The organism is Enterobacter sp. BIDMC 26 (assembly GCF_000534435.1).
Lineage (GTDB): Bacteria > Pseudomonadota > Gammaproteobacteria > Enterobacterales > Enterobacteriaceae > Enterobacter > Enterobacter ludwigii.
The window spans coordinates 4112786-4138239 of sequence record NZ_KI973182.1 but is presented as its reverse complement, the minus strand read 5'-3'; the positions used below and the strand labels follow the sequence as shown (position 1 = coordinate 4138239).

General features: G+C 52.9%; 27 protein-coding genes. 18 read left to right on the top strand and 9 right to left on the bottom strand.

The window, feature by feature from the left end; translation table 11 throughout:
* Positions 1–3: 3 nt before the first annotated feature.
* Entirely contained in the window at positions 4–1200 is a 1197-nt protein-coding gene (gene kbl, locus L462_RS04005) for a glycine C-acetyltransferase (RefSeq protein ID WP_032679329.1), read from the bottom strand.
* 215 nt (positions 1201–1415) lie between these two features.
* On the opposite strand from kbl, the gene rfaD reads away from it, so the two are divergent.
* Genes rfaD through L462_RS04035 form a run of 6 tightly spaced genes read left to right on the top strand, consistent with a single transcriptional unit; the run spans position 1416 to position 7610 of the window.
* Positions 1416–2348: an ADP-glyceromanno-heptose 6-epimerase gene (gene rfaD, locus L462_RS04010; protein ID WP_008502707.1), complete on the top strand. Its 933-nt coding sequence runs from the start codon at positions 1416–1418 to the stop codon at positions 2346–2348.
* Positions 2349–2350: 2 nt separating this feature from the next.
* Entirely contained in the window at positions 2351–3397 is a 1047-nt protein-coding gene (rfaF, locus tag L462_RS04015) for an ADP-heptose--LPS heptosyltransferase RfaF (RefSeq protein WP_020882677.1), read from the top strand.
* A gap of 3 nt (positions 3398–3400) precedes the next feature.
* Complete coding sequence (rfaC, locus tag L462_RS04020; protein WP_032679328.1) at positions 3401–4384, top strand: lipopolysaccharide heptosyltransferase RfaC; 984 nt, start codon at positions 3401–3403, stop codon at positions 4382–4384.
* Between the two features lie 3 nt (positions 4385–4387).
* Positions 4388–5497 carry a glycosyltransferase family 9 protein gene (locus L462_RS04025; RefSeq protein ID WP_032679327.1) on the top strand — a complete coding sequence of 370 codons (1110 nt, stop codon included), beginning with the start codon at positions 4388–4390 and terminating at the stop codon, positions 5495–5497.
* Between the two features lie 5 nt (positions 5498–5502).
* A complete protein-coding gene (locus L462_RS04030; protein WP_032679326.1) occupies positions 5503–6411 on the top strand; it encodes a glycosyltransferase family 2 protein in 909 nt (302 codons plus the stop codon).
* Positions 6399–7610, top strand: coding sequence for an O-antigen ligase family protein (locus L462_RS04035; RefSeq protein WP_032679325.1), 1212 nt, complete (start codon positions 6399–6401; stop codon positions 7608–7610). The genes L462_RS04030 and L462_RS04035 overlap by 13 nt, the downstream gene beginning before the upstream one ends.
* Positions 7611–7637: 27 nt before the next feature.
* Here L462_RS04035 and L462_RS04040 read toward each other — a convergent pair whose 3' ends face one another.
* Entirely contained in the window at positions 7638–8591 is a 954-nt protein-coding gene (locus L462_RS04040) for a polysaccharide deacetylase family protein (protein ID WP_032679324.1), read from the bottom strand.
* Between the two features lie 150 nt (positions 8592–8741).
* Here L462_RS04040 and rfaQ point away from each other — a divergent pair, with 150 nt between their 5' ends.
* From rfaQ to coaD, 7 genes are all read left to right on the top strand, one after another.
* On the top strand, positions 8742–9809 hold the full coding sequence (gene rfaQ / locus L462_RS04045; protein WP_082209493.1) for a putative lipopolysaccharide heptosyltransferase III: 1068 nt from the start codon (positions 8742–8744) through the stop codon (positions 9807–9809).
* The gene (locus tag L462_RS04050) at positions 9809–10936 is read left to right on the top strand and encodes a glycosyltransferase family 4 protein (protein ID WP_032679323.1); all 1128 of its coding nucleotides are present in this window, start codon (positions 9809–9811) and stop codon (positions 10934–10936) included. The genes rfaQ and L462_RS04050 overlap by 1 nt, the downstream gene beginning before the upstream one ends.
* 2 nt (positions 10937–10938) lie before the next feature.
* Positions 10939–12036, top strand: coding sequence for a glycosyltransferase (locus L462_RS04055; protein WP_032679322.1), 1098 nt, complete (start codon positions 10939–10941; stop codon positions 12034–12036).
* Between the two features lie 14 nt (positions 12037–12050).
* Positions 12051–13040 (top strand): glycosyltransferase, encoded by a 990-nt coding sequence (locus L462_RS04060; protein WP_032679321.1) that lies wholly within the window; start codon positions 12051–12053, stop codon positions 13038–13040.
* A gap of 65 nt (positions 13041–13105) precedes the next feature.
* Positions 13106–14380, top strand: coding sequence for a lipid IV(A) 3-deoxy-D-manno-octulosonic acid transferase (gene waaA, locus L462_RS04065; RefSeq protein WP_014168058.1), 1275 nt, complete (start codon positions 13106–13108; stop codon positions 14378–14380).
* Positions 14380–15150 (top strand): glycosyltransferase family 2 protein, encoded by a 771-nt coding sequence (locus tag L462_RS04070; protein ID WP_032679320.1) that lies wholly within the window; start codon positions 14380–14382, stop codon positions 15148–15150. Before waaA ends, L462_RS04070 begins: the two co-directional genes overlap by 1 nt.
* A gap of 3 nt (positions 15151–15153) precedes the next feature.
* On the top strand, positions 15154–15633 hold the full coding sequence (coaD, locus tag L462_RS04075) for a pantetheine-phosphate adenylyltransferase (RefSeq protein WP_014168056.1): 480 nt from the start codon (positions 15154–15156) through the stop codon (positions 15631–15633).
* 2 nt (positions 15634–15635) lie between these two features.
* Here coaD and mutM read toward each other — a convergent pair whose 3' ends face one another.
* The 4 genes from mutM to radC all read right to left on the bottom strand — a co-directional run bounded on the left by mutM (position 15636) and on the right by radC (position 17829).
* A complete protein-coding gene (mutM, locus tag L462_RS04080) occupies positions 15636–16445 on the bottom strand; it encodes a bifunctional DNA-formamidopyrimidine glycosylase/DNA-(apurinic or apyrimidinic site) lyase (RefSeq protein ID WP_032679319.1) in 810 nt (269 codons plus the stop codon).
* A 74-nt stretch (positions 16446–16519) separates the two neighbouring features.
* Positions 16520–16687 (bottom strand): 50S ribosomal protein L33, encoded by a 168-nt coding sequence (gene rpmG / locus L462_RS04085; RefSeq protein ID WP_003024094.1) that lies wholly within the window; start codon positions 16685–16687, stop codon positions 16520–16522.
* 22 nt (positions 16688–16709) lie between these two features.
* Positions 16710–16946, bottom strand: coding sequence for a 50S ribosomal protein L28 (gene rpmB, locus L462_RS04090; protein WP_002436699.1), 237 nt, complete (start codon positions 16944–16946; stop codon positions 16710–16712).
* Between the two features lie 217 nt (positions 16947–17163).
* Positions 17164–17829, bottom strand: a complete 666-nt coding sequence (gene radC / locus L462_RS04095; protein ID WP_020882690.1) for a RadC family protein — start codon at positions 17827–17829, stop codon at positions 17164–17166.
* Positions 17830–18001: 172 nt separating this feature from the next.
* Here radC and coaBC point away from each other — a divergent pair, with 172 nt between their 5' ends.
* The 3 genes from coaBC (at position 18002) to slmA (ending at position 20366) form a co-directional block, all read left to right on the top strand.
* Positions 18002–19213 carry a bifunctional phosphopantothenoylcysteine decarboxylase/phosphopantothenate--cysteine ligase CoaBC gene (coaBC, locus tag L462_RS04100; RefSeq protein WP_106504351.1) on the top strand — a complete coding sequence of 404 codons (1212 nt, stop codon included), beginning with the start codon at positions 18002–18004 and terminating at the stop codon, positions 19211–19213.
* On the top strand, positions 19191–19649 hold the full coding sequence (dut, locus tag L462_RS04105; protein ID WP_014168052.1) for a dUTP diphosphatase: 459 nt from the start codon (positions 19191–19193) through the stop codon (positions 19647–19649). Before coaBC ends, dut begins: the two co-directional genes overlap by 23 nt.
* 120 nt (positions 19650–19769) lie before the next feature.
* Positions 19770–20366 carry a nucleoid occlusion factor SlmA gene (gene slmA / locus L462_RS04110; protein WP_020882692.1) on the top strand — a complete coding sequence of 199 codons (597 nt, stop codon included), beginning with the start codon at positions 19770–19772 and terminating at the stop codon, positions 20364–20366.
* 39 nt (positions 20367–20405) lie between these two features.
* Here slmA and pyrE read toward each other — a convergent pair whose 3' ends face one another.
* Entirely contained in the window at positions 20406–21047 is a 642-nt protein-coding gene (gene pyrE / locus L462_RS04115; RefSeq protein WP_014168048.1) for an orotate phosphoribosyltransferase, read from the bottom strand.
* A gap of 68 nt (positions 21048–21115) precedes the next feature.
* On the bottom strand, positions 21116–21832 hold the full coding sequence (rph, locus tag L462_RS04120; protein WP_013094888.1) for a ribonuclease PH: 717 nt from the start codon (positions 21830–21832) through the stop codon (positions 21116–21118).
* A 125-nt stretch (positions 21833–21957) separates the two neighbouring features.
* Between rph and L462_RS04125 the strand changes: the two genes are divergently transcribed.
* Together L462_RS04125 and L462_RS04130 are read left to right on the top strand one after the other, a co-directional pair.
* Positions 21958–22821: a YicC/YloC family endoribonuclease gene (locus L462_RS04125; protein WP_020882693.1), complete on the top strand. Its 864-nt coding sequence runs from the start codon at positions 21958–21960 to the stop codon at positions 22819–22821.
* Positions 22822–23072: 251 nt separating this feature from the next.
* On the top strand, positions 23073–23690 hold the full coding sequence (locus L462_RS04130; protein ID WP_020882694.1) for a trimeric intracellular cation channel family protein: 618 nt from the start codon (positions 23073–23075) through the stop codon (positions 23688–23690).
* Between the two features lie 68 nt (positions 23691–23758).
* Here the strand turns inward: L462_RS04130 and ligB are convergent, their stop codons facing one another.
* Positions 23759–25429, bottom strand: coding sequence for an NAD-dependent DNA ligase LigB (gene ligB / locus L462_RS04135; RefSeq protein WP_032679317.1), 1671 nt, complete (start codon positions 25427–25429; stop codon positions 23759–23761).
* Between the last annotated feature and the right edge of the window lie 25 nt (positions 25430–25454).

The following is a 25454-nucleotide window of genomic DNA, read 5'->3' as shown; positions in this document are numbered from 1 at the left end:
TCCTCAGGCAATTACGCCCAGCTGTTTGCCGATGCGGGTAAAGGCTTCCACCGCACGTTCAATTTGTTCAGGCGAATGCGCCGCAGACATCTGGGTGCGGATACGCGCCTGGCCTTTTGGTACCACCGGGAAGAAGAACCCGGTAACGTAAATTCCTTCTTTCTGCAGCTCGCGGGCAAAATTCTGCGCCACAACCGCATCGCCCAGCATCACCGGAATAATGGCGTGATCGGCACCGGCGAGCGTAAACCCTGCGGCACCCATTTTTTCACGGAACAGGCGGGCGTTTGACCACAGACGGTCGCGCAGCTCAGCGCCAGACTCCACCATTTCCAGGACTTTAATGGATGCGGCAACGATCGCCGGCGCCAGCGAGTTGGAGAACAGGTACGGACGGGAACGCTGGCGCAGCCACTCAACCACCTCTTTACGCGCAGCAGTATAACCCCCTGACGCGCCGCCGAGCGCTTTACCCAGCGTACCGGTGATAATGTCCACGCGGCCCATTACGTCACAGTATTCGTGAGATCCACGGCCGTTCTCACCAACAAAACCGACGGCGTGTGAATCATCAACCATCACCAGCGCATCGTATTTGTCTGCCAGGTCGCACACGCCCTTCAGGTTGGCAATCACGCCATCCATAGAGAACACGCCGTCTGTGGCAATCAGCACATGGCGGGCACCTGCTTCACGTGCTTCTTTCAGGCGCGCTTCCAGTTCAACCATGTCGTTGTTGGCGTAGCGGAAGCGCTTCGCTTTACACAGGCGCACACCGTCAATGATAGAAGCGTGGTTCAGGGCGTCGGAGATAATCGCATCTTCTGCGCCGAGCAGCGTCTCAAACAGACCACCGTTGGCGTCGAAGCACGAGGAGTACAGGATCGCATCTTCCATCCCCAGGAAGTCCGCCAGCTTTTTCTCAAGCTGCTTATGGCTGTCCTGCGTACCGCAGATAAAGCGTACGGAGGCCATACCGAAACCGTGGGTGTCCATGCCTTGTTTTGCCGCGGCAATCAGCTCAGGGTGATTCGCAAGACCTAAGTAGTTGTTCGCACAAAAGTTGATCACATGGCTGCCATCGGCAACGGTGATTTCCGCCTGCTGAGCAGACGTGATAATACGCTCTTCTTTGAACAACCCTTCCGCACGTGCGGTGTCGAGGTCGCTGTTTAACTGTTTGTAAAAATCACCACGCATTGCAATTCTCCAGACTCGGCAAATTTTGGCACATATTACCCAACCCTGGCCGCCATGACGAGATGACACATTATCTCTTCTCGTTTTTGCAGCATAAATCACGTGTACCCTTGCGCTATGTCGGTGAATGGCTGAAGGGCAGCCATACTAATGATATGATAAGAACATTAGCGTCCGGGATTGTCCCCGGACTCCACACTTCAAAGGTTACAGTTATGATCATCGTTACCGGCGGCGCGGGCTTTATCGGCAGCAACATTGTTAAGGCCCTCAATGACAAAGGCATCACCGACATTCTGGTGGTGGACAACCTGAAAGACGGCACCAAGTTTGTAAACCTGGTGGATCTGAACATCGCTGACTATATGGATAAAGAAGACTTCCTTATCCAGATTATGGCAGGTGAAGAGTTCGGCGAGATCGAAGCCATCTTCCACGAAGGTGCATGCTCTTCCACCACCGAGTGGGACGGCAAGTACATGATGGACAATAACTATCAGTACTCCAAAGAGATCCTGCATTACTGCCTGGAGCGTGAAATTCCGTTCCTGTACGCCTCTTCTGCAGCAACCTACGGTGGCCGTACGTCAGACTTTATCGAATCCCGCGAATATGAGCAGCCGCTGAACGTCTATGGCTACTCCAAATTCCTGTTCGATGAATACGTGCGTCAGGTTCTGCCTGAAGCCAATTCCCAGATTGTGGGTTTCCGTTACTTCAACGTGTACGGACCGCGCGAAGGCCACAAAGGGAGCATGGCAAGCGTCGCGTTCCACCTGAACACGCAGCTGAACAATGGCGAAAGCCCGAAACTGTTTGAAGGCAGTGACGGCTTCAAGCGTGATTTCGTCTACGTAGGCGACGTGGCGGCAGTGAACCTGTGGTTCTGGGAAAACGGCGTCTCCGGTATCTTTAACCTGGGGACAGGCCGTGCGGAATCCTTCCAGGCCGTGGCGGACGCCACCCTGGCGTACCACAAAAAAGGCAGCATTGAATACATTCCGTTCCCGGACAAACTGAAAGGTCGTTACCAGGCCTTCACGCAGGCGGATTTGACCAACCTGCGTGCGGCGGGTTACGACAAACCGTTCAAGACCGTTGCCGAAGGCGTAACGGAATATATGGCCTGGCTGAACCGCGACGCGTAAGTATGAAAATTCTGGTGATCGGCCCGTCATGGGTGGGCGACATGATGATGTCGCAAAGTCTCTATCGCACGCTCAAGGCGCGTTATCCCCAGGCGATAATTGACGTGATGGCACCTGCCTGGTGCCGTCCGTTGTTATCGCGTATGCCGGAAGTTAACGAGGCGATCCCAATGCCGCTCGGCCACGGCGCGCTGGAAATTGGTGAACGTCGCAAGCTCGGCCATAGCCTGCGCGAAAAGCGCTATGACCGCGCCTATGTCCTGCCTAACTCCTTTAAATCCGCCCTGGTACCCTTCTTTGCGGGCGTCCCCCATCGCACCGGCTGGCGTGGAGAAATGCGCTACGGTCTGCTAAACGACGCGCGCGTGCTTGATAAAGACGCTTGGCCACTCATGGTCGAGCGCTACGTCGCGCTGGCCTATGACAAAGGCGTGATGCGCAGCGCAAAAGATCTGCCGCAACCGCTGCTCTGGCCCCAGCTCCAGGTCAACGACGGTGAGAAATCCCACACCTGCAACGCGTTTGGAATTTCATCAGAACGCCCTATGATCGGTTTCTGCCCGGGAGCAGAGTTCGGCCCGGCAAAACGCTGGCCGCATTATCATTACGCTGAGCTGGCAAAACAGCTGATCGATGAAGGTAATCAGGTCGTGTTGTTTGGCTCGGCGAAAGACCACGAGGCGGGTAACGAAATTCTGGCTTCGCTGAATACAGAACAGCAGGCATGGTGCCGTAATCTGGCAGGGGAAACCCAGCTGGAACAGGCGGTAGTTTTACTTGCCGCCTGTAAAGCCGTCGTCACCAACGACTCAGGCCTGATGCACGTCGCCGCTGCGCTCAACCGGCCGCTGGTTGCTCTGTATGGCCCCAGCAGCCCTGACTTTACGCCACCGCTTTCTCATAAAGCGCGCGTCATACGTCTGATCAGCGGTTATCACAAGGTGCGAAAAGGCGATGCGGCTGAAGGCTATCACCAGAGCCTGATCGACATCACGCCCGAGCGTGTCCTTGAAGAGCTCAACGAGCTGCTGTTGAGTGAAGAAGGATAACGGATGCGGGTATTGATCGTTAAAACCTCTTCCATGGGCGATGTCCTGCATACTCTGCCGTCGCTCACCGACGCTATGCAGGCCATTCCCGGCATTCGTTTTGACTGGGTGGTGGAGGAGGGCTTCGCACAGATCCCCACCTGGCATGAAGCAGTAGACCGCGTGATCCCGGTTGCTATCCGCCGCTGGCGTAAAGCGTGGTTCTCAGCACCGATTAAGGCTGAACGTCAAGCCTTCCGTGATGCGGTGCAAGCGCAGCGTTACGATGCCATCATTGACGCACAGGGTCTGGTCAAAAGCGCCGCGCTGGTCACGCGTCTGGCACATGGCGTAAAGCACGGTATGGACTGGCAAACCGCCCGCGAGCCGCTGGCGAGCCTGTTCTATAATCGCCGCCACCATATCGCGAAACAGCAGCACGCCGTGGAGCGCACCCGCGAGCTGTTTGCGAAAAGCCTCGGCTATGCAAAACCGGACACGCAGGGTGATTACGCTATTGCGCAACATTTTTTGCGCGATGCGAAGACGCACACACCGCCCTATCTGGTCTTTCTGCATGCCACAACGCGCGATGATAAGCACTGGCCGGAATCACACTGGCGAAGACTCATTGAGCTAATGCAACCGACCGGCATCCATATTAAACTCCCGTGGGGCGCAGAACACGAAAGGCAACGCGCAGAGCGTTTGGCCGCGGGTTTTTCAAATGTGGAAGTGTTACCTAAACTCACGCTGGCTCAGGTTGCCGCGCAACTGGCAGGCGCCAACGCCGTCGTATCCGTGGATACCGGATTAAGCCATTTAACCGCAGCGCTGGACCGCCCCAATATCACCCTCTTCGGTCCGACCGACCCGGGACTGATCGGGGGGTACGGTAAAAACCAGCATCAAATGGTGAGTCCGACGCAGCAGATGAGAGACATAACCGCAGATGCGATTTTTTCGTTTTTACAGGGCAGCCATCGGCTTTCTAACAGGGATATTTAACCCATGAGTTATGTATTTCTGCTGATTTTACTTTTTCCGGTGAAACTCATCCGGAAGCTGTTTCGCAAAGACACGGGCAGAAACCTTGTCATTCAGACAGCCAAAATCGGTGACTTTATCAATGCAACGCCTCTACTGGCGTATCTGCAAAAAAGCGATGTGCTGATCAGCCGCAGCGTTAACGCATTGGCTCAGCATGACGACAGTATCGAAGAGATCTTTTTTGTGGAGCAGCAAAAGCGCAACCTGTGGCGTAAGCTCTGCTTCGCCTGCCGGATCATGAATCGCTACGACAATGTCTATCTGCTGCAGCCCAACAGTGTGAATCTCTTTTTCGCCTCAGCCTGTAATGCAAAAAACAAACAATTTTTAAGCACTTATACGCGCAGGTGGTATCACGGAATTTTTTATGCCACGGCTGATGGTACCGTTGAGCATGGCAAAAAGACGCTGTCCGTCACTAACTATCTCAAGCTCGCCGATCGCGCGCTCACCTGGCAGGACTCCCCCAAGCACGCCACAAAGCCCCTGTTCAAGCCTGCGGTTTACCCGCAAATTCTCGATAAACCCGGGGTTATCCGAATTGGTATCAGCATTTCTGCAGGCAATAAAGCAAAGACGGTTCCCCCGGTTATCTGGAAACGTATTGTCGATCACCTTGCCGACCTGCCCTGCGAGTTTTATGTTTTTGGCGCACCGAACGAACAAACATGGATGGATGATATCACTCGTGAATACGGTGAAATCCCCAATTTTATCAATCTCATTGGTAAAATATCGCTTGAAGAGCTGCCGTGGGCGATATCAAAAATGGATTGTTATATTGCGTCAGACTCAGGGAATATCTACATTGCCGATGCGGTGGCCGTCCCGGTGGTGTTGCTCTTTGGCCCTTGCTGCCATTATGAACAACGTCCGCTTGGTAAGGTATTGCTGATTGGGAAGGATGAGAATATTTGCTCATATGTATTTGAAACACGCTACTATTTCTCCCAAGATCGGGAAGAACTTTTCGCTGTGACAGACGAATCACTACGTGAGCTTAAAGATTTTATTCGCGAATTACCAAAAGCTAACACAATCACATCTCTCACTGATGCCCAGGGAAACTAATTTTTATGGCTTTTCTAAGCATCATTATTGCCGCGCATAATGCCGAAGATACCCTTCATGCCACTTTAGAAAGCCTGCAGAATGCGATTGGCAGTGCAGGCGATACTGTTGAGATCATCATCTTTAATGACAGCTCAAATGATGGCACACAGGATATTATTGAAGCGTGGTTACCAAAATTACCTCATGCAACAACGCGATGTGTGGATTACCGTAACGTGGGTCAGGTCCGAAACAGTGCTGTTACGCTGGCATCAGGGGACTATATTACGATGCTGGACAGCGATGACCGGCTAAAACCGGGCAGCATTCAGGATGCCGTGGATTTTCTGCAAGCACAGCGTCCAGATATGCTACTGACGCGCTTACGTGAAATTCGTGATATCAAAAAGATCACCTCAACCTGGCAGGGTTTCGACCCTGTGGCAATCTCGCAACAAGACGCGATCTCCCGTTTTTTGCGACATAAAGACTTTCAGGCACATCTGATCGGCCAATTTATTCACAAAGACCTGTATAAAGCTAACCCTATACCTTCGATGGTCTGTTACGAAGATTTCGCTGTGTTCCCCGGAATGATTATGCAAGCGCATAAAATATTTTATCAGCGTCAGGGTCATTATTATTACATCAAACGCCATGGAAGCTTATCCAGCGAACTTGACGCCAGCAAAATCACCTCACTTGTTGATTGCACGCTTCGCATGGAAGAAACTTTTCCGCGCAGTTTTAAACATCTCATCAATTGTCATTGGTTTGATATATACAGTAACCATAAAAAGTATCTCTCGACACCACACTTACATATAGTAAAAACTCGGGTAAGCCAGCTTTATTCGCTTTCGTTCTTTATGGACACTCATATTCGGTTTAGTTATAAGAAAAGGGTTATTAAGGCATTATGGAAAAAATAAAACTTCGACTTTATCAACTGACACTTTTTCTGAGTTTCATCTCTTTGATGCTTGCATTAGTCAATTCAGGGAAGCAACGTGAGTTTTTCTATATTGCAATTTATATCGCTATCCTCGGTTTAGCGTTTGAGTACAAAAAAATTACGCTAAAACCATTTTCAATAGCACTTCCCATACTTCTTATCGGATTACTGAACTTTGCCTGGTATATGGTCTATGAGTACCATAACGAAGGCTTAAACATGTACAGCGATTATCTCGGCGCAAGTAAAAAATTACTTTTGGCGAGTATTCTCGTTTTCTATATTGACCGTTTTAAAGCTTATATCGACAGAGAAAGCTTTAAAAAATATTTTCTTTTAGCGACTGCGACAGGATTTGCTCTCGCAACCGGTTATGGATTGTGGCAGGCATCACAAGGTATGGCTCGTGTTGAAATGGCAATCAATCGAGCCACGGTCTCTGCCTATGTTTACTCCGTGCTGTCACTTGCCTTTGTGTACAGTCTTTACCTCCAGAAAAATGTAAAGTTCTATATCATTGCCAGTTTTACCATTTTGATCTCGTTCTTTATTATTCTTTTAACCGGAACGCGTGTTGCTATGGGGCTCTATTTACTTCTTGCCATCGTAATGACACTACTTCATTTCGGAAAAATTCATCTGAAATCAACCCTGATTTTTTTATGCATTGTGGCGGGTATTGTAGTCGTTAGCTACAAGCCTCTGATTTCACCGAAGATAACGCAAACTCAAATTGAACTTGAGAACTATCAGAAAGGATACGATGGCACTTCTTTGGGCGCACGTTTTTCCATGTGGACCGTTGGAATTCAAAATGGCTTTGCACATCCATTGGGGCAGTCAGTTGAAAATCGGGAAGCATGGACAACGCGCTATGTCAACGACGGGCACCAGCATCTCTCTGCAGCACTCGGGTATATTAGAATTCATCTACACAATGAGTTTATTGAAAAGTATTCATTACAAGGAATACCTGGCCTGGCAATACTGCTCTTTTTCTTCATGTCGATGATTGGCTACGCCATCAGAAATAAAAATGCACTGCTATTAACTGCCATGCTTCTATTATTGCTCTATGGCCTGACAGACGTCATATTGTTGAGTTCGGAGGCATTGATATTCTTTATGATCCTGTTTGCTCTGAGTACACCTTTCTCTCAGACAAAACAACGATGATAAATAATGCCCGCCTGGCGGGCATTATTATTTCTGGTGTTGATAAAACTCCGCCAGCGTCATCCCCACCGTCTTGTCCGACAGCCATGTAAACAACTGTTCCAAATCCTGGTACAACCCTTCAATGGCCGCATCATCTTTGAACGTAGGACTTCCGCCGGGCATAAATTCTGAAGAATGGAGCATAAACTCCACATAATCATTGCCCTGCGACAAGCACTGTTGTGCGACCTTAATCATCTCAGACGCATTTCCACCTGACGGACGCAGCCAGTTAACTGACGGGGAACGGTATTTCCCACGCAGCCGATCGTAGCCCTGTTTAACGGTGTTTAGCCAGGCCGGGTGTTTATACTGAATACTCATCGGCACTTCGAGCAAAGGGCTCTTTCCCGGGCGGGAAATATCCTCTGTATCGATAAAGTAGGCATGGTCGGGGAAATGCTGATAATTCGTTCCTCCGTGACCCTGCGGCGCCCCTTTGGCATTTCGCCAGTTCACCCGTGGGGTGACGGAACAGTCAACCTGATAACCCAGCTCTATCAGCAAGTTTGCGTAGCGACGATCAAACGCCCAACGCCCGGCACGGTGGCTCAGCATTTTGGTCTGGAAGGTCTCTTCCAGTAAGTGCGTCATAAAAAGCACTTTCTCGCGCATAATTTCATCTGAAAACTCAATCAGATAAGGTTGCCAGCGCCAGTCATCACCGGTGAGGTCATGTTCAGGTGGGCTGTTCCACGCATGAAGATGCATGCCAACCTCGCCCTGGCGGCGGGCAATCACATCTTTTGCGAACTCAATGAAAACCGGTTCGATCGCCATCTCATAGTTGGTCAGCCAGACTGGCTTAAAACCAAAACGCTCGCATAGCGCCTGAAATCGTGCCAGGTAGCGTGCGTTTTCCGTTTTGATAACACGGTGGTTTTGCCAGAGATTATCGCCTTCTGTATCAATGGTGATGATAAACGCTGGTTTTTTCATAATGAGTCCGTAAGACGTAAGAGTGAGGGCTATGTTACGCACTCTGCGAAGCAGGAGTAAACCCTTCCAGGGAAATTCCTGACATTATGGAGAAAGAGTGCAAGTCGCCATCAGGTCTATTAGAATTGCTGACAGTATACCGCTGATAAGATGATGATGATTAACCTACTCGACACGCCTGATTTACGTATTTTACTTATCAAACTTCGACATCATGGCGACATGTTACTCACAACTCCGGTCATTAATTCGTTACGTCAAAAATGGCCCACGGCGCAAATCGATGTTCTTCTTTATGAAGAGACACGCGATATGCTCGCCGCGCATCCGGCGATCGGCACCATTTACGGTATAGATCGTAAATGGAAGCAGCTCGGCACCCTGAAACATCTGCAAAAAGAGTGGCAGTTACTCTGTGCCTTAAGAGCGCAGCGTTATCATCTGGTGATTAACCTTGCCGATCAGTGGCGCAGCGCCATTGTCACCCGTTTCACCGGCGCGCCAGTACGCCTCGGGTTCGCGTTTAACAAGCGAAAAAACGCGTTCTGGCGTTTTTGCCATACCGATTTGGTTTCCGTCGCCAATCACCCGTCTCTCCATACCGTTGAACAAAATCTTTCTATTCTTTCACCGTTGCCCGTCCCGGCTCAGCCAGCCGTCACTATGGCCTACCGCGCAGAGGACTGGGATCGTGCGCGCCAGCTACTGACGCAACAGGGTGTGGCTGATAACTACGTGGTGATCCAGCCAACGTCACGCTGGTTCTTTAAATGCTGGGACGAAGGCAAGATGGCGCAAACCATCTCGGCACTCCAGCAGGATGGCCACACTGTAGTTCTCACCGCAGGCCCGGATAAAAAAGAGCTGGCAATGATAGACCGCATTCTCGCCGCGGCGCCAAAAACGGGCGTAGTCTCACTGGCCGGTCAACTCACGTTGCGCCAGCTGGCATCACTTATCGATCATGCGCGCCTCTTTATTGGCGTCGATTCCGTTCCGATGCACATGGCCGCCGCGCTTCAGACGCCGTGCATTGCTCTCTTCGGCCCGTCAAAACGGGTGTTCTGGTCGCCATGGCAGGTCAACGGTGAAGTCATCTGGGCTGGCGATTTTGGCCCACTTCCCGACCCGGACGCCATTGATACCAAAACAACTGAACGCTATCTCGACGCCATTCCCGTTGATGTCGTGGTCTCCGCCGCCAGGAGATACCTGTAATGAAACACCATCGTCTGGCGATTGTTCGCCAAAAATACCGCCCTGATGGCGGGGCGGAACGCTTCGTTTCCCGCGCACTTACCGCACTGAGCAACCAAAACCTGGAACTCAACGTCATCACGCGTGAGTGGCAGGGGGAGAAGCAGGACGACTGGCATATCCATATTTGCGACCCGCGTAAATGGGGCCGAATCAGTCGCGAACGCGGGTTTGCACATGCCGCGCGTGCGCTGTGGGAACAGCAGCAGTTTGACATTGTGCAGAGCCACGAGCGTATTCCTGGCTGCGATATTTACCGCGCAGGGGATGGCGTGCATCGGCGTTGGCTGCTGCAGCGTGCGCGCATTCTGCCTGCCTGGCGTGCACAACTTCTGATGCACGATCGCTACCATCGCTACGTCATGCACGCCGAACGTGAAATGTATCAGGCTCCTGAATTGAAAGCCGTTATCTGCAATGCGGAGATGATCAAACGCGAAATCATCGAAGACTTTGATATTGACGCAAAAAAGATACATGTGATTTATAATTCAATTGATTCCAGCCGCTTCGTTCCGGCAACCGAAGGACAGCGCGCTGCACTGCGTCAGCAGCTCGGATTGCCTGTCGATGCCGTGGTGTGGTGTTTCGTCGGGTCAGGTTTTGAACGTAAGGGGCTGGCCAGCGCTATCCGCGCTATTGCGGGCACACCCGCGTGGCTGATTGTGGTTGGACAGGATAAAGCAGAAAGTCGTTACCGTGACCTCGCCCGTTCATTGGGCTGTGAGGGGCAAATTCGCTTCCTGGGGATGCAAAAAGAGACACTACCATTTTACCAGGTATCCGATGGATTACTGCTGCCAACGCTGTATGATCCTTTTCCAAACGTCATTCTTGAAGCGATGGCCTGCGGTTTGCCCGTCATTACTTCAGTGAGTTGCGGTGGTGCAGAGTTTATTGAGCAAGGTCAGAATGGCTTTTACTGTGATGCACTTGATATCAGCAGATTGAAGGAGGCAGTCATGACCCTTCCATCTTTGGATAAGAATAACGATATGGGGCGGGCAGCGCGTGAGCGCGTAAAAGAAGCGACCCCAGAAAAATTATCAAGTCAGCTTATTTCGCTTTATCAAAAATTACTGGATTAAAAATGCGCATCCTAATGATTATTGATGGTTTGCCCGGTGGAGGAGCCGAAAAAACGGTTCTCACCCTCTCCAGCGGATTGATAGAAATGGGGCATCAGGTCTCCCTTTTCTCCCTGCGAAAGGTGTGCGACTACGCCATCCCGGCAGGCATTGATTATCAGGTCATTCAGGATACGTGTAAAAAGCCCTGGAGAAAGCTCACCGAGATCCCGCGCCGGGCGCAACTGCTGGACAATGCCATTGAGCAGGCTGAGCGCAGCGGGAAGTTCGACGTCATATTCTCGCACCTGCATAAAACCGATCGTATTGTGGCGCACAGTCGTGCGCTGGATCGCGATAAGGTCTGGTTCTGCGTGCATGGCATGTTCTCATTCTCCTACCTGCGTCATCGCCACGGCCTTTCACGCTGGTTTAAGCATTACAAAATTCGTCATACCTACGAAAACCGAAACGTTGTCGCCGTCTCCGCCGCCGTGCTGAAAGATCTCTCAGAGACGCTGTCCATCGACCTTCGTCGCAAAGCGGTTATCCATAATCCCTTTGATATTCCTGAAATCCAGCGTCTGGCGGATGCGCCTTTTGAGATGCAGGGGCAGGATTACATTATTCACGTGGGTCGTTTTCATGAACATAAACGCCACGACCGCCTTCTGCGTGCCTATGCGCAGAGCAAAATAGACGCATCGCTGGTGATGATGGGCAACGGTTCTGACACCAAAATTCAACAGCTTAAACAGTTAGCGAAAGAACTCGGGATCGAAGACAAGGTTATTTTCCGCCCCTTCGAGTCTAACCCTTATCCGTGGATTAAAGGCGCACGGCTTTTAGTGTTAAGTTCTGACTGTGAAGGTTTTGGTAACGTACTGGTAGAATCCATCATCTGCCAGACGCCGCCTGTCAGTACGAACTGTCCTGGCGGGCCCGCTGAAATCCTCACGGGTACGCTGGCGCGCGGGCTGTCGGAGATGAATGACGAATCACTGGCGAAAACACTGGCCGATCTCTATACCTCCCCGCCTGTCGTTGATAGCGCAACGATCGCGTCGTTCGGGATAAATGCCATTTGCCAGCAATATGTTGCGTTGGTAGACAATCAATAATAATCAGGTTTCTTATGCAAAATTCAGCGCCATTATTAAGCGTGGTGGTTGCCGTTTATAACGGCGAAGCTTTCCTGGATCAGTTCTTTACCTGCCTTGCGAATCAACAGATCGACAGTATGGAAGTCATCATCGTCAATGATGGCTCCACGGACAGTTCGATGCAGATAGTCGAAACCTGGCGTGAAAAACTGCCGCAAATGCAGGTTATCGAACAGGAAAATCAGGGTGTATCCATTGCGCGCAATACCGGTCTGGCCGTCGCTACCGGCCAATATCTCTCATTCCCGGATATTGATGATGTCTTTAAGCCCGGCATGTATCAGCGCTTGCTTGATATGGCCATCACGCAGAATCTGGATGTCGCCACCTGCAACGGAAACTACGTCTGGGAAAACAATAAGAAGCCTTCACGGCCGATTTTCCCGGAAGACAAGCTGGCCTCGACAGGCGTCATGACCGGTGCGGCCTGGTTAAAAAAAGCGCTCGACTCACGCAAGTTTCTGCATGTGACCTGGCTGAATATCTATCGCCACGACTTTATTCGTCAGAACGGTTTTCGTTTTGAGCCCGGCCTGCGCCATCAGGATATCCCGTGGACTACCGAAGTCTTGCTCGCGGCTGACCGCGTGCAGTACACCAGTGAACGTTTTTACGACTATTACATTCACTCCGCATCGGTTTCCCATATGCCGGACAATGATGACACGCTGATTCGCTCGGCGCGCCATTACATGAAAATTCTGCAAATGCTGGATGCCATCAACCAGCGTTATCCGGAAAAAGTGAAAGATATCCCCGCCTGCCACTGGCAAATCGCCAAAGAGGGGCTTGGGATCATTCATACCTTCGACAATATGAAGGATGTGCAGAAGAAGTCGATGATAATAAAAGAGTTCTTCGACGCGGGTATCTGGAGGCTTATCTGGAAAAGTGCCAAAAGCCCCCGTTTGCGCTGGCGCCTGGGCCGACGCTACTTCCGTTTAAAACGGTATCTGGCATAAGAGATAGCTTTACCCGGCTTAAATGCTTAGAATTTCCCCGCCGAAACTAAAAAACGGATAATCGCTTGGAATTGTTGTATACCGCCCTGCTCTACATCATCCAGCCACTGGTGTGGCTGCGACTGTTGCTTCGTAGCCGTAAAGCGCCTGCGTATCGTAAACGCTGGGCTGAACGCTATGGTTACTGCCGCAATAAAGTCGTGCCGGACGGTATTTTGCTGCATTCCGTTTCTGTGGGCGAAACGCTGGCGGCGATCCCGCTGGTTCGCGCCCTTCGTCACCGCTATCCGTCACTGCCGATCACGGTCACGACCATGACGCCGACGGGGTCTGAACGCGCATTATCGGCGTTCGGTAAAGACGTTCAACACGTCTATTTGCCTTACGACCTGCCTTGCGCCATGAACCGCTTCCTGAATACCGTTCGCCCGAAACTGGTGATCGTCATGGAAACCGAACTGTGGCCAAATATGATTTCCGCCCTGCATGCCCGTAAAATTCCGCTGGTGATTGCCAACGCGCGCCTTTCAGAGCGCTCGGCGAAAGGTTACGGCAAGTTAGGTAAATTTATGCGCCGCCTGCTCAGCCGAATTACGCTGATTGCCGCGCAGAATGAAGAAGACGCGGCGCGCTTTCTCGCTCTGGGCCTGAAACGCAACCAGCTTGCGGTGACGGGTAGCCTGAAGTTCGATATCTCCGTCACGCCTGAACTCGCCGCCCGTGCGATTACGCTGCGTCGCCAGTGGGCACCGCGTCGCCAGGTGTGGATTGCAACCAGTACCCATGACGGCGAAGAAGCCATTATCCTGCAGGCCCATCGTAAGCTGCTGGAAAAATTCCCCGATTTGCTGCTGATTCTGGTCCCCCGTCACCCCGAACGTTTTAAAGATGCGCGTGAGATGGTGCAGAAAGGCGGCTTCAGCTTTACCCTGCGCAGCAGCGGTGAGATCCCCTCCGGCAGCACTCAGGTGGTGATTGGCGATACAATGGGCGAGCTGATGCTGCTTTACGGCATTGCCGATCTGGCTTTTGTCGGCGGCAGCCTTGTGGAGCGCGGCGGCCATAATCCGCTTGAGCCGGCCGCACACGCCATTCCGGTGCTGATGGGCCCACACACGTTTAACTTCAAAGATATCTGCGCTAAATTGCAGCAAGCCGACGGGTTAATTACCGTGACCGACGCGGACTCGGTGGTCAAAGAGGTCTCAACCCTTCTGACCGACGAAGATTACCGCCTCTGGTATGGTCGCCATGCTGTCGAAGTGCTGCATCAGAACCAGGGCGCACTCACTCGTCTGCTGCAACTTCTGCAACCTTATCTGCCTCAGCGGAGCCACTAATGTCAACGCGTCTGTCGGTCGTGATGATCGCCAAAAACGCCGCCGACCTGCTTCCGGACTGCCTGGCCTCCGTCGCCTGGGCTGACGAAATTGTCCTTCTCGACTCCGGCAGCGAGGACAACACGGTGGATGTCGCCCGTGCCGCGGGTGCAAAGGTCTTTATCGATACCGACTGGCAAGGCTACGGCATCCAGCGACAGCGCGCGCAGCGCTATGCTACTGGCGATTACGTGCTGATGCTGGACACTGACGAGCGCATTACACCAGAGCTCCGCCAGGCCATTCAGGCGGTGCTGGCAGCACCTCAGCCTGGCGCGGTATACAGCATTGCACGTCGCAACTATTTCCTTGGCCGTTTTATGCGCCACAGCGGCTGGTATCCAGACCGCGTAATGCGCCTCTACGAGCGTGAGCGATATCAGTACAACGATAATCTGGTCCATGAATCCCTGGCATGCGACAGTGCCCCCGTCATTCCTCTGACGGGCGATCTGCTGCATCTGACCTGCCGGGATTTCGCCAGCTTCCAGCGCAAACAGCTTAACTATGCCACCGCATGGGCACAGGAGCGCCACCTGCGCGGCAAGAAGGCCACGCTGACCGGTATTTTCACCCACACGCTGGGGGCATTTCTGAAAACACTGCTGCTGCGAGGCGGCGTGCTGGACGGTAAACAGGGGTGGTTACTGGCGGTGGTGAATGCCCAGTATACTTTTAACAAATACACCGAGCTGTGGGCGCTTTGCCGCGGCTACTCAGAGAAAACGTGAGCCATGAGCACAAAAGCGATTTATCCGGGTACCTTTGATCCCATCACCAACGGTCATCTTGACATCATCACCCGTGCGGCATGCATGTTTGATAAGGTGATTCTGGCGATCGCCGCCAGCCCCAGTAAGAAACCCATGTTCGATCTCAATGAGCGCGTTGCACTTGCCACTGACGCTATCTCACATCTGCCAAACGTCGAGGTAGTGGGCTTCAGCGATCTGATGGCCAACTTCGCCCGTGCCCGGCAGGCTAATATTTTGATCCGTGGGTTACGCGCGGTGGCTGACTTCGAATACGAAATGCAGCTGGCGCACATGAACCGCCACCTGATGCCAGAGCTGGAGAGCGTGTTCCTGATGCCCTCAAAAGAGTGGTCGTTTATCTCTTCCTCGCTGGTCAAAGAGGTGGCGCGTCATCACGGTGACGTGACCCATTTCCTGCCGGCTAACGTCCATCAGGCGTTGATGGAAAAATTAAAGTAGCCCTATTTCTGGCACTGACGGCAATAGAACGTGGCGCGCTGAGCGTGCTTCGTTGCAATAATCGGTGTCCCACAGACTCTGCACGGCTCACCCTTACGGCCATATACCTGCAGCTCCTGGGCAAAATAGCCGGGTTTACCGTCGCTCTGCAGGAAGTCCTTCAGGGTGGTCCCCCCTTGCTCAATCGAACGCAGCAGCACCGCTTTAATCACCCGGACCAGCAGTTCACACTCCTGGGATGACAGCGATGAGGCCAGCCGATCGGGATGGATCCCGGCGGCAAACAGCGATTCGCTGGCATAAATATTCCCTACTCCCACCACCAGCTTATTGTCCATCAGCCACGGTTTGATCGGAGTTTTCTTCTTTGCACACTTCGCTTTCAGGTATTCCGCGTTAAACGCCTCTGAGAGCGGCTCTGGCCCCAGATGCGCCAGAACGCTGTGTCCTTCAAGCTCTTTGGTCCACAGCCATGCGCCAAAGCGTCGTGGGTCGGTGTAACGCAGCACTTTACCGTTGCTCATCACCAGATCGACATGGTCATGCTTTTCCGCGGGCAGTTCTTCGGTAAGGATGCGCAGACTACCGGACATACCGAGATGGATGATAATCCAGCCGTCGGGCAGCTCCAGCAGCAGATATTTGGCGCGACGCTGGACGCTGAGAATCGGTTTATCGCTTAACGCATGGATTTCATCGGACACCGGCCAACGCAGGCGACCGTTGCGAACGATAGCATGAAGAATAGTCGCGCCGACCAGATGCGGCTCAATACCGCGGCGGCTGGTCTCTACCTCAGGTAATTCAGGCATGGTTCCTCCGGAGTAAGATGCAGAATGCAAAAAACCCCGCAGTTGCGGGGTTTTTCAATACAAGGAGGCTAAAATTATTTGATTTTAGCTTCTTTGTACAGTACGTGCTGGCGTACAACTGGATCGAATTTTTTCAGTTCCAGTTTTTCCGGCTTAGTACGTTTGTTCTTCGTGGTGGTGTAGAAGTGACCTGTACCAGCAGAAGAAACCAGCTTGATTTTCTCGCGAATACCTTTAGCCATGATTTATTTCCTCTTTAAGTACTTAGTACTTTTCGCCACGGGCACGCAGTTCGGACAGAACTGTATCAATGCCTTTCTTATCGATTACACGCATACCTTTAGCAGATACGCGCAGGGTGACAAAACGCTTCTCGCTCTCAACCCAGAAACGGTGAGAGTGCAGGTTCGGCAGGAAACGGCGTTTAGTCGCGTTCAGTGCGTGGGAACGGTTGTTACCGGTCACCGGACGCTTGCCAGTAACTTGGCAGACTCGGGACATGTCTATTCTCCAAAAATCAAATTAGCTCGAGCTTCGTATGGGGTATCGGCGCCTCGTCAGGCTTTACAGCCCGGTCATCGCATAGTTCTATTGAACTCTCGATTGCCAGGCCCAAATGCCAAACCCGAGATTCTCAAAGGTGGCGTAGTATACGCTGACTCGGCGGTGTGCTCAAGTCCCGAACAGACAAAGATCCCGATGGATCGCGAGAAATAGCCTAAATCCAGCCATGTTCTGCAAAAGAAATGTACTCGCCGCGACCAATTATCAGATGGTCGAGCACACGAATGTCCATGAATTGACAGCATTTGATAATGCGTTCGGTCATCTCTTTGTCAGCTCTGCTTGGTTCTGCACAGCCAGAGGGGTGATTATGCGCGAGTATCACGCCGGCTGCATTCACTTTTATCGCTTCCCGCACAATTTCTCGCGGATGAACCTCAACGTGGCTCAGTGTTCCGGAAAAAAGACGGCTATGTTTTAGTACCCGGTTCCTGTTATCAAGAAAGATCACCATAAAGATCTCGCGCTCCAAATCTGATAGCTGGCTCTGGAGAAATACGCGTGTCATATCCGGGGTGAGTATGGGATCTTCCTCTTCCATACGGACGTCGTAAAAACGGCGGGCCAGTTCAGCAATCCCCCTCAGTTGGGCGAACTTCGCCACGCCAATTCCTTCGACGTGCCTGAATTCCGTCAGATCCGCCGTCAATAAGCCATACAGCGAACCAAAATGGTCGATGAGCTCCTTTGCCAGCGTAAATACCGTTTTGCCGGGCGTTCCGGTGCGTAAAAAGAGTGCCAGCAACTCGTCGTCCTTTAACAACGTGACGCCATAGCGCAGCATTTTTTCACGCGGTAGCAGCAGTTCAGTCTCTTCCATGCCTGTCTCCTTCGGTTTGCCATCATGCTGCCACAGCCACCCCCGGCGCTCGACGCCCACTTTTCATTCCTGCGTAACGCCTCGCAAACTGGCCGAAGGACAAAATCACCCCCTTTTTGGGATTGTGATAAAATGCCCGCTCTCTGGTGAAACCCAACAGGAAAGAATCATGATGAGCCTGGCCGGTAAAAAAATCGTTCTTGGCGTGAGCGGCGGTATTGCTGCCTATAAAGCGCCGGAGCTGGTGCGTCGTTTGCGCGAGCGCGGGGCGGATGTGCGGGTCGCGATAACGGAAGGCGGCAAAGCCTTTATCACGCCTCTGAGCCTGCAGGCCGTTTCAGGGTACCCCGTCTCTGACAGCCTCCTTGATCCGGCCGCCGAAGCCGCGATGGGCCATATTGAGCTGGGAAAATGGGCAGACCTGGTTATCCTTGCCCCCGCCACAGCAGATTTAATTGCCCGCGTAGCAGCCGGCATGGCAAACGATCTGGTCTCGACCATTTGCCTGGCCACGCCCGCACCTGTTGCCGTCGTCCCCGCGATGAACCAGCAGATGTACCGCAACGCCGCCACCCAGCATAATCTGACGACGCTGGCCTCACGCGGCCTGCTCATCTGGGGGCCGGACAGCGGTAGCCAGGCGTGTGGTGATGTGGGTCCTGGTCGTATGCTTGACCCGCTGACCATCGTTGAGCTGGCCGCCGGCCATTTTTCGCCTGTCAACGATCTGCAACATCTCAACATCATGATTACCGCGGGTCCAACGCGCGAGCCGCTGGACCCGGTGCGTTACATTACCAACCATAGCTCCGGTAAAATGGGCTTTGCCATTGCTGCCGCGGCGGCAAAACGCGGTGCAAAGGTCACGCTGGTGAGCGGCCCGGTCTCGTTACCGACACCGCCATTTGTGCAGCGTATTGATGTCACCACCGCCCTGGAGATGGACGCCGCCGTACAGGCGCATGCGCAGAACCAGCAGATTTTTATTGGCTGTGCGGCTGTTGCAGATTACCGTGCCGAAACCATTTCCGGGTCAAAAATTAAAAAGCAAGGCGATGAATTAACACTAAAAATGGTGAAAAATCCGGACATTGTTGCGGGTGTCGCCGCACTGAAAAACCATCGTCCTTACGTTGTTGGGTTTGCCGCAGAAACAAATAATGTGGAAGAATATGCCCGGCAAAAACGTACCCGCAAAAACCTCGATTTGATTTGCGCGAACGACGTATCGCTGGCCACGCAAGGATTTAACAGCGACAACAACGCACTGCACCTTTTCTGGCAGGATGGAGATAAAGTCTTACCGCTTGAGCGCAAGGAACTCCTGGGCCAACAATTACTGGACGAGATCGTTACCCGTTATGATGAAAAAAATCGACGTTAAGATTCTGGACCCGCGTGTTGGTAAGCAATTTGCGCTGCCAACCTATGCCACCTCCGGCTCTGCCGGTCTTGACCTGCGCGCCTGTCTCGATGACGCCGTAGAGCTGGCTCCGGGTGCAACCACCCTGATCCCAACCGGCCTGGCAATCCACATTGCTGACCCGTCGCTGGCAGCGGTGATCCTGCCGCGTTCTGGTCTGGGTCATAAGCATGGAGTGGTACTGGGTAACCTGGTCGGCCTGATCGACTCTGACTACCAGGGTCAACTGATGGTTTCCGTCTGGAACCGTGGTCAGGACAGCTTCACCATTGAACCGGGCGAGCGTATCGCACAGATGGTCTTTGTACCGGTGGTTCAGGCAGAATTTAACCTGGTGGAAGACTTTGACGCCACCGACCGTGGCGAAGGCGGCTTCGGCCATTCCGGGCGCAAATAACCGCCCGACCGACACGTATCTCACAGCGCCATAATGCAATAACAAACCGCAAACGTCAGTTTGCGGTCGCTGTGTGGATGCCAGCCTGGCAAGTGCTTATTTTCAGGGGTATTTTGTAACATGGCAGAAAAACAAACCGCGAAAAGGAACCGTCGCGAAGAAATACTTCAATCTCTGGCGCTGATGCTTGAATCCAGCGATGGTAGTCAACGCATCACCACCGCAAAACTGGCCGCCTCCGTGGGCGTGTCTGAAGCGGCGTTGTATCGTCATTTTCCGAGCAAAACCCGGATGTTTGACAGTCTGATCGAATTTATCGAAGACAGTCTGATCACTCGCATCAACCTGATTCTGAAAGACGAAAAAGACACGACTGCGCGTTTGCGTCTGATTGTGCAGCTCATTCTGGGCTTTGGTGAACGCAATCCGGGCTTAACCCGTATCCTGACTGGCCACGCGCTGATGTTCGAGCAGGACCGATTGCAGGGCCGTATTAACCAGCTCTTCGAGCGTATTGAAGCACAACTGCGCCAGGTACTGCGCGAGAAAAAAATGCGTGAGGGTGAAGGTTACAGCACCGATGAAACGCTGCTGGCAAGTCAGATCCTGTCGTTTTGCGAAGGCATGCTCTCCCGCTTTGTTCGCAGCGAGTTTAAATACCGTCCAACGGACGATTTTGACGCCCGTTGGCCGTTAGTGGCGGCACAGCTGCAATAGTCTTCAGGCCCGGTAAGCAGAACGCCACCGGGCTTGATATTACACGCCGAAAGCTTCGCGATACCCACGTACCGCAGCCAGATGATCCGCCATCTCAGGCTTCTCTTCCAGATACGCAATCAGGTCTTTCAGGGTGATGATCGACGTCACTTTACAGCCGTAATCGCGCTCAACTTCCTGAATAGCAGAGATTTCGCCACGCCCGCGTTCCTGACGATCCAAAGAGATCAGCACGCCAGCAAGCGTAGCGCCGTTGGCCTGAATAATCTCCATCGATTCGCGAATAGCGGTACCGGCGGTGATCACATCGTCCACCAGCATAACGCGACCCTGCAGCGCGCTGCCTACCAGATTACCGCCTTCACCGTGGGTTTTAGCCTCTTTACGGTTAAAGCAGTACGGTACGTCGCGGTCGTGGTGTTCCGCCAGCGCAACCGCAGTGGTAGTGGCAATCGGAATGCCTTTATAGGCCGGGCCAAACAGCAGGTCAAAATCAATGCCGGAGTCCACCAGCGCTTCGGCATAGAAACGGCCTAACAATGCCAGATCGCGCCCGGTATTAAACAGTCCGGCGTTGAAGAAATAGGGGCTCTTACGCCCGGATTTCAGCGTAAACTCGCCAAATTTCAGGACCTGCTTGTTAAGCGCAAACTCAATAAACTCACGCTGCCAGGATTTCATGGGCTTACTCCTCCGACTTTTGCTTTTGTACGAACAAAAAAAAGGCGACTCATCAGTCGCCTTTAAAATCAATTTTCTAACGCCGCCTTCTGCGTCGTTACGATAGATTCAATTCCCCCTCGGGCCAACGCCAGCAAGGTAAGAAGTTCTTCATGGGTGAACGGCTCACCTTCTGCCGTGCCCTGCACCTCAATGATGCGACCGTCTTCAGTCATCACCACGTTCATGTCAGTCTCGGCAGCGGAATCTTCGACGTATTCCAGATCGCAAAGCGCTTCACCGTTAACGATACCCACGGAAACAGCCGCGACCATCCCTTTCATCGGATTCGTTTTCAGCTTACCGGCTGCAACCAGCTTATTCAGGGCATCAGCCAGCGCTACACATGCACCGGTAATCGACGCCGTACGCGTACCACCGTCTGCCTGAATGACGTCGCAGTCCAGAGTAATGGTAAATTCACCCAGAGTTTTCAGATCAACGGCGGCGCGCAGCGCACGTGCGATCAGACGCTGGATTTCCATGGTACGGCCGCCCTGCTTGCCTTTTGCCGCTTCGCGGGCGTTACGGGTATGGGTTGCACGCGGCAACATGCCATATTCCGCAGTGATCCAGCCCTGGCCCTGACCTTTCAGGAAGCGTGGAACGCCCTCTTCGATGGACGCGGTGCACAGCACTTTGGTGTCACCAAACTCAACCAGTACGGAGCCTTCTGCGTGTTTTGTATAGTTACGGGTCAGGGTGACGGGACGCACCTGATTGGCGCTACGACCTGCTGGACGCATAATGAAATCTCCGGCTTGAAACGAATGTGGCTGCGCATTATACGGATAAAGGACGCTTATTCCTATCCTGAGAAGCCCCCGAAAGCTATAATCCCCCCATCTCTCCTTTAAAAACGGGAATGTCTATGATCCGCAGTATGACCGCCTACGCCCGGCGTGAAATCAAGGGTAGCTGGGGTAGCGCTACATGGGAAATGCGCTCGGTAAACCAGCGCTACCTGGAAACGTATTTCCGTATGCCGGAGCAGTTCCGCAGCCTTGAACCTGTTGTGCGCGAGCGTATCCGTGCTCGTCTGACGCGCGGTAAAGTGGAATGTAACCTGCGTTTTGAGCCTGATGCCAGCGCCCAGGGTGAGCTGATCCTCAACGAAAAACTGGCGAAACAGCTCGTTACTGCAGCGAACTGGGTCAAGATGCAAAGCGATGAAGGGGAAATCAACCCGGTCGATATTCTGCGCTGGCCTGGCGTCATGGCCGCCGGTGAGCAGGATCTGGACACGATTGCCGCAGAAATTCTCAGTGCCCTCGACAGCACGCTGGATGACTTTATCATTGCCCGCGAAACTGAAGGCCAGGCCCTCAAAGCGATGATTGAGCAGCGTCTGGAAGGCGTGACCACCGAAGTGGCTAAAGTCCGCACCCACATGCCTGCGGTCCTGCAATGGCAGCGTGAGCGCCTGGTGGCCAAACTGGAAGAAGCGGAAGTTCAGCTGGAAAATACCCGTCTGGAACAAGAGCTGGTGCTAATGGCACAGCGCATTGACGTCGCCGAAGAGCTGGATCGTCTGGAAGCGCACGTTAAAGAGACTTACAACATCCTGAAGAAGAAAGAAGCTGTAGGGCGTCGCCTCGACTTTATGATGCAGGAGTTCAACCGCGAGTCGAACACCCTGGCCTCTAAGTCGATCAATGCTGAAGTGACCAACTCCGCCATTGAACTGAAAGTGCTGATTGAGCAGATGCGCGAGCAGATCCAGAATATCGAGTAACGCTTTATTCAAGCCGCTTTCTCATCATGGCCCCGTTCAGGGGCCATTTTTTTATCGGAACAGGCTATCGGCGGCAAACGCCTATAACATGAGTAATTGTAATGTGAAAATTACCGTTTATCGCCATCACACCCAGCCAAACAACGTTCAGTCATTACCAAAAATAAGGCTAACACCCTCACACAAGAAAAAATAAATCGTGACAGACCGCACAAAACGCTACCCTATTGCCCTCAATATCGGGGGAACACATGCTGCTACATATCCTTTATCTCGTCGGGATCACTGCCGAAGCCATGACCGGTGCACTCGCTGCCGGACGCCGTCGTATGGATACGTTTGGGGTCATCATTATTGCTACCGCCACCGCACTGGGAGGCGGATCGGTACGTGATATCCTGCTGGGGCATTACCCTCTCGGCTGGGTTAAGCACCCCGAGTACATCATCATCGTGGCTGTCGCCGCAGTGCTGACCACTATCCTTGCTCCTGTAATGCCCCATCTTCGACGTCTGTTTTTAGTGCTTGATGCTCTGGGCCTGGTCGTGTTCTCCATCATCGGGGCACAAATTGCGCTGGATATGGGCGAAAGCCCGGTGATTGCCACTATTGCCGCAGTCGTGACGGGCGTATTTGGCGGCGTACTGCGCGATATGTTCTGCAAACGCATTCCCCTGGTCTTTCAAAAAGAGCTCTACGCCGGGATATCCTTTGCATCAGCCGTTCTGTATATCGCTTTACAGCATTATGTTTCCAGCCATGACGTCGTGGTCATCGCCACCTTGTTATTTGGCTTCACGGCTCGCTTGCTTGCGCTGCGCTTGAAACTGGGACTGCCCGTGTTTCATTACACTCAGGACACCCACTGACTGGCCGCTATCTATTCTCCCCGATAAGATAGCGGCGTTTATCCGCGATAAGCGACAGCAAGCGCATGTCAGAATCCTTGCACTCCCTGCTTGCCGAGCCAGGCAACCAGGCCGGCAATGCCGGGATCATGAATAAACGCAACGAGCTGCCGGGCTTTCTCCTTTCCTGTGCCGGGAAGTGCCTGCCAGTCTGCTGCGTTACGCTCACGCATTTTCTGCCACGTCAGGTCTCCCATAGCGTTTAGCGAGGCCTGCGTCAGCGGAACACCCAATGCCATGATCCAACGAATAAAGGGTCGCTCACGTACCAGATTAAAGCGATGCCAGAGCGCCAGCCCGCGTGCTGCGGAAAACCCCGGGGTAGACTGCAGCTGCGCCTGCGTTAATGTCAGCCATGAGAAGATATGTTCAAAATGATGCGCCTGATGCAGCGCCCGCCAGCCTGACTCACCGACTCCTTCAATATTCAGCACGTGCTTTGAACTGAGCCACTTCAGGCGGGCAAAGAACTGCTCCATACACGCCGGCGAGGCGTAAAAACAGCTCTGCGCATGATAATGCGAGGCCGGGGGTGTGGGCTTTTGTCTCTCTTCCCCCCGCCAGACCACCTTATCGAACCGCGGGATACCCTGCCCGGCCAGACTTACCTGTATCTGATCACCCGTCGCAATATCCAGCCTTTGCCAGCGTTCAACGGACCCAAGACTGACCCGTTGTACCTGCTTATCATCCAGCAGGACAGGGACCAGCGCCGCCACGACCGAGATTTTTCCCGTGCGCCCCACGGCAAAATGAATATCTCTTACTTCGGCAATCTGTGCGACCGGGGGGTATTTCCATGCGACGACCCAGCTGCCTTCTCCGGGCAACCAGTTTTCGCCGGGAGGAGCATCCGCGGACCGCACCACAATGCCGTCCGTGGCAAAGGGTAATGCCGTGTTGTGCCACGTCGAGCGCTGTTTCTCGACAGCATCAACAGTCTGTACAGGCAGGGTATAACGCGCCGTCAGGGAAAAGCCGGCTTTAGATAACTCAGACAGCGCACTCGACATCACTTTCGGCCCATCCGGCCAGGCCCAGATAAATATCCCTGTCTGGCTCAGAAGCGGACTGTCCTTTTGCCGCATCATCGCGCCCGCCACTTTTGCCCGTGCGTTCATTCCCCCCATCTGTCGCTGAAGATGGTTGTCGCGTAACCAAAAAAGCTCTCCCTGTAAGACGCTGTTGGTCAGCGCTCCGGTCACTTTTTTGGGCACTGCGGGAATTAAATACACTTGTGCAGTCCAGTCTTCACCTTTAAGCCCATCACCACGACTGATGGCCTGGGTTAACTTTCCGTCGCGATACACCAGCGTCACTGCCACCCCATCGACTTTTGGCTGCATCCAGAGAGTGTCACGACCACGCATCCACTGGCGTAGCTCTTCTTTACTGGCCGCTTTATGCACTCCCGTATGGGCAACAGGATGTCTTACGCTCCCCGTTAGAACCGGTAAGGCCTCCTCAGAAGGTATATCGCCGAAGCAGCGCTGCCACTGCTTTAAACGGCCATTGAGCTGGTCATAGACGTCGTCATTCACCTCGCTCATGCCCTGCTTCCAGTAGGCATCATCCCAGCGTTTGACTTGCGCACTCAATGTCGCAATCTCTTTCTCTGCTTTTGCCTGAGACCACACGGGACACACCGCCGCACCGTAGCCGCACCACAACAGCATTAATCCGCTCATCCATCGCCACATCGCCACCCCTCCTTTACTTTGGAGG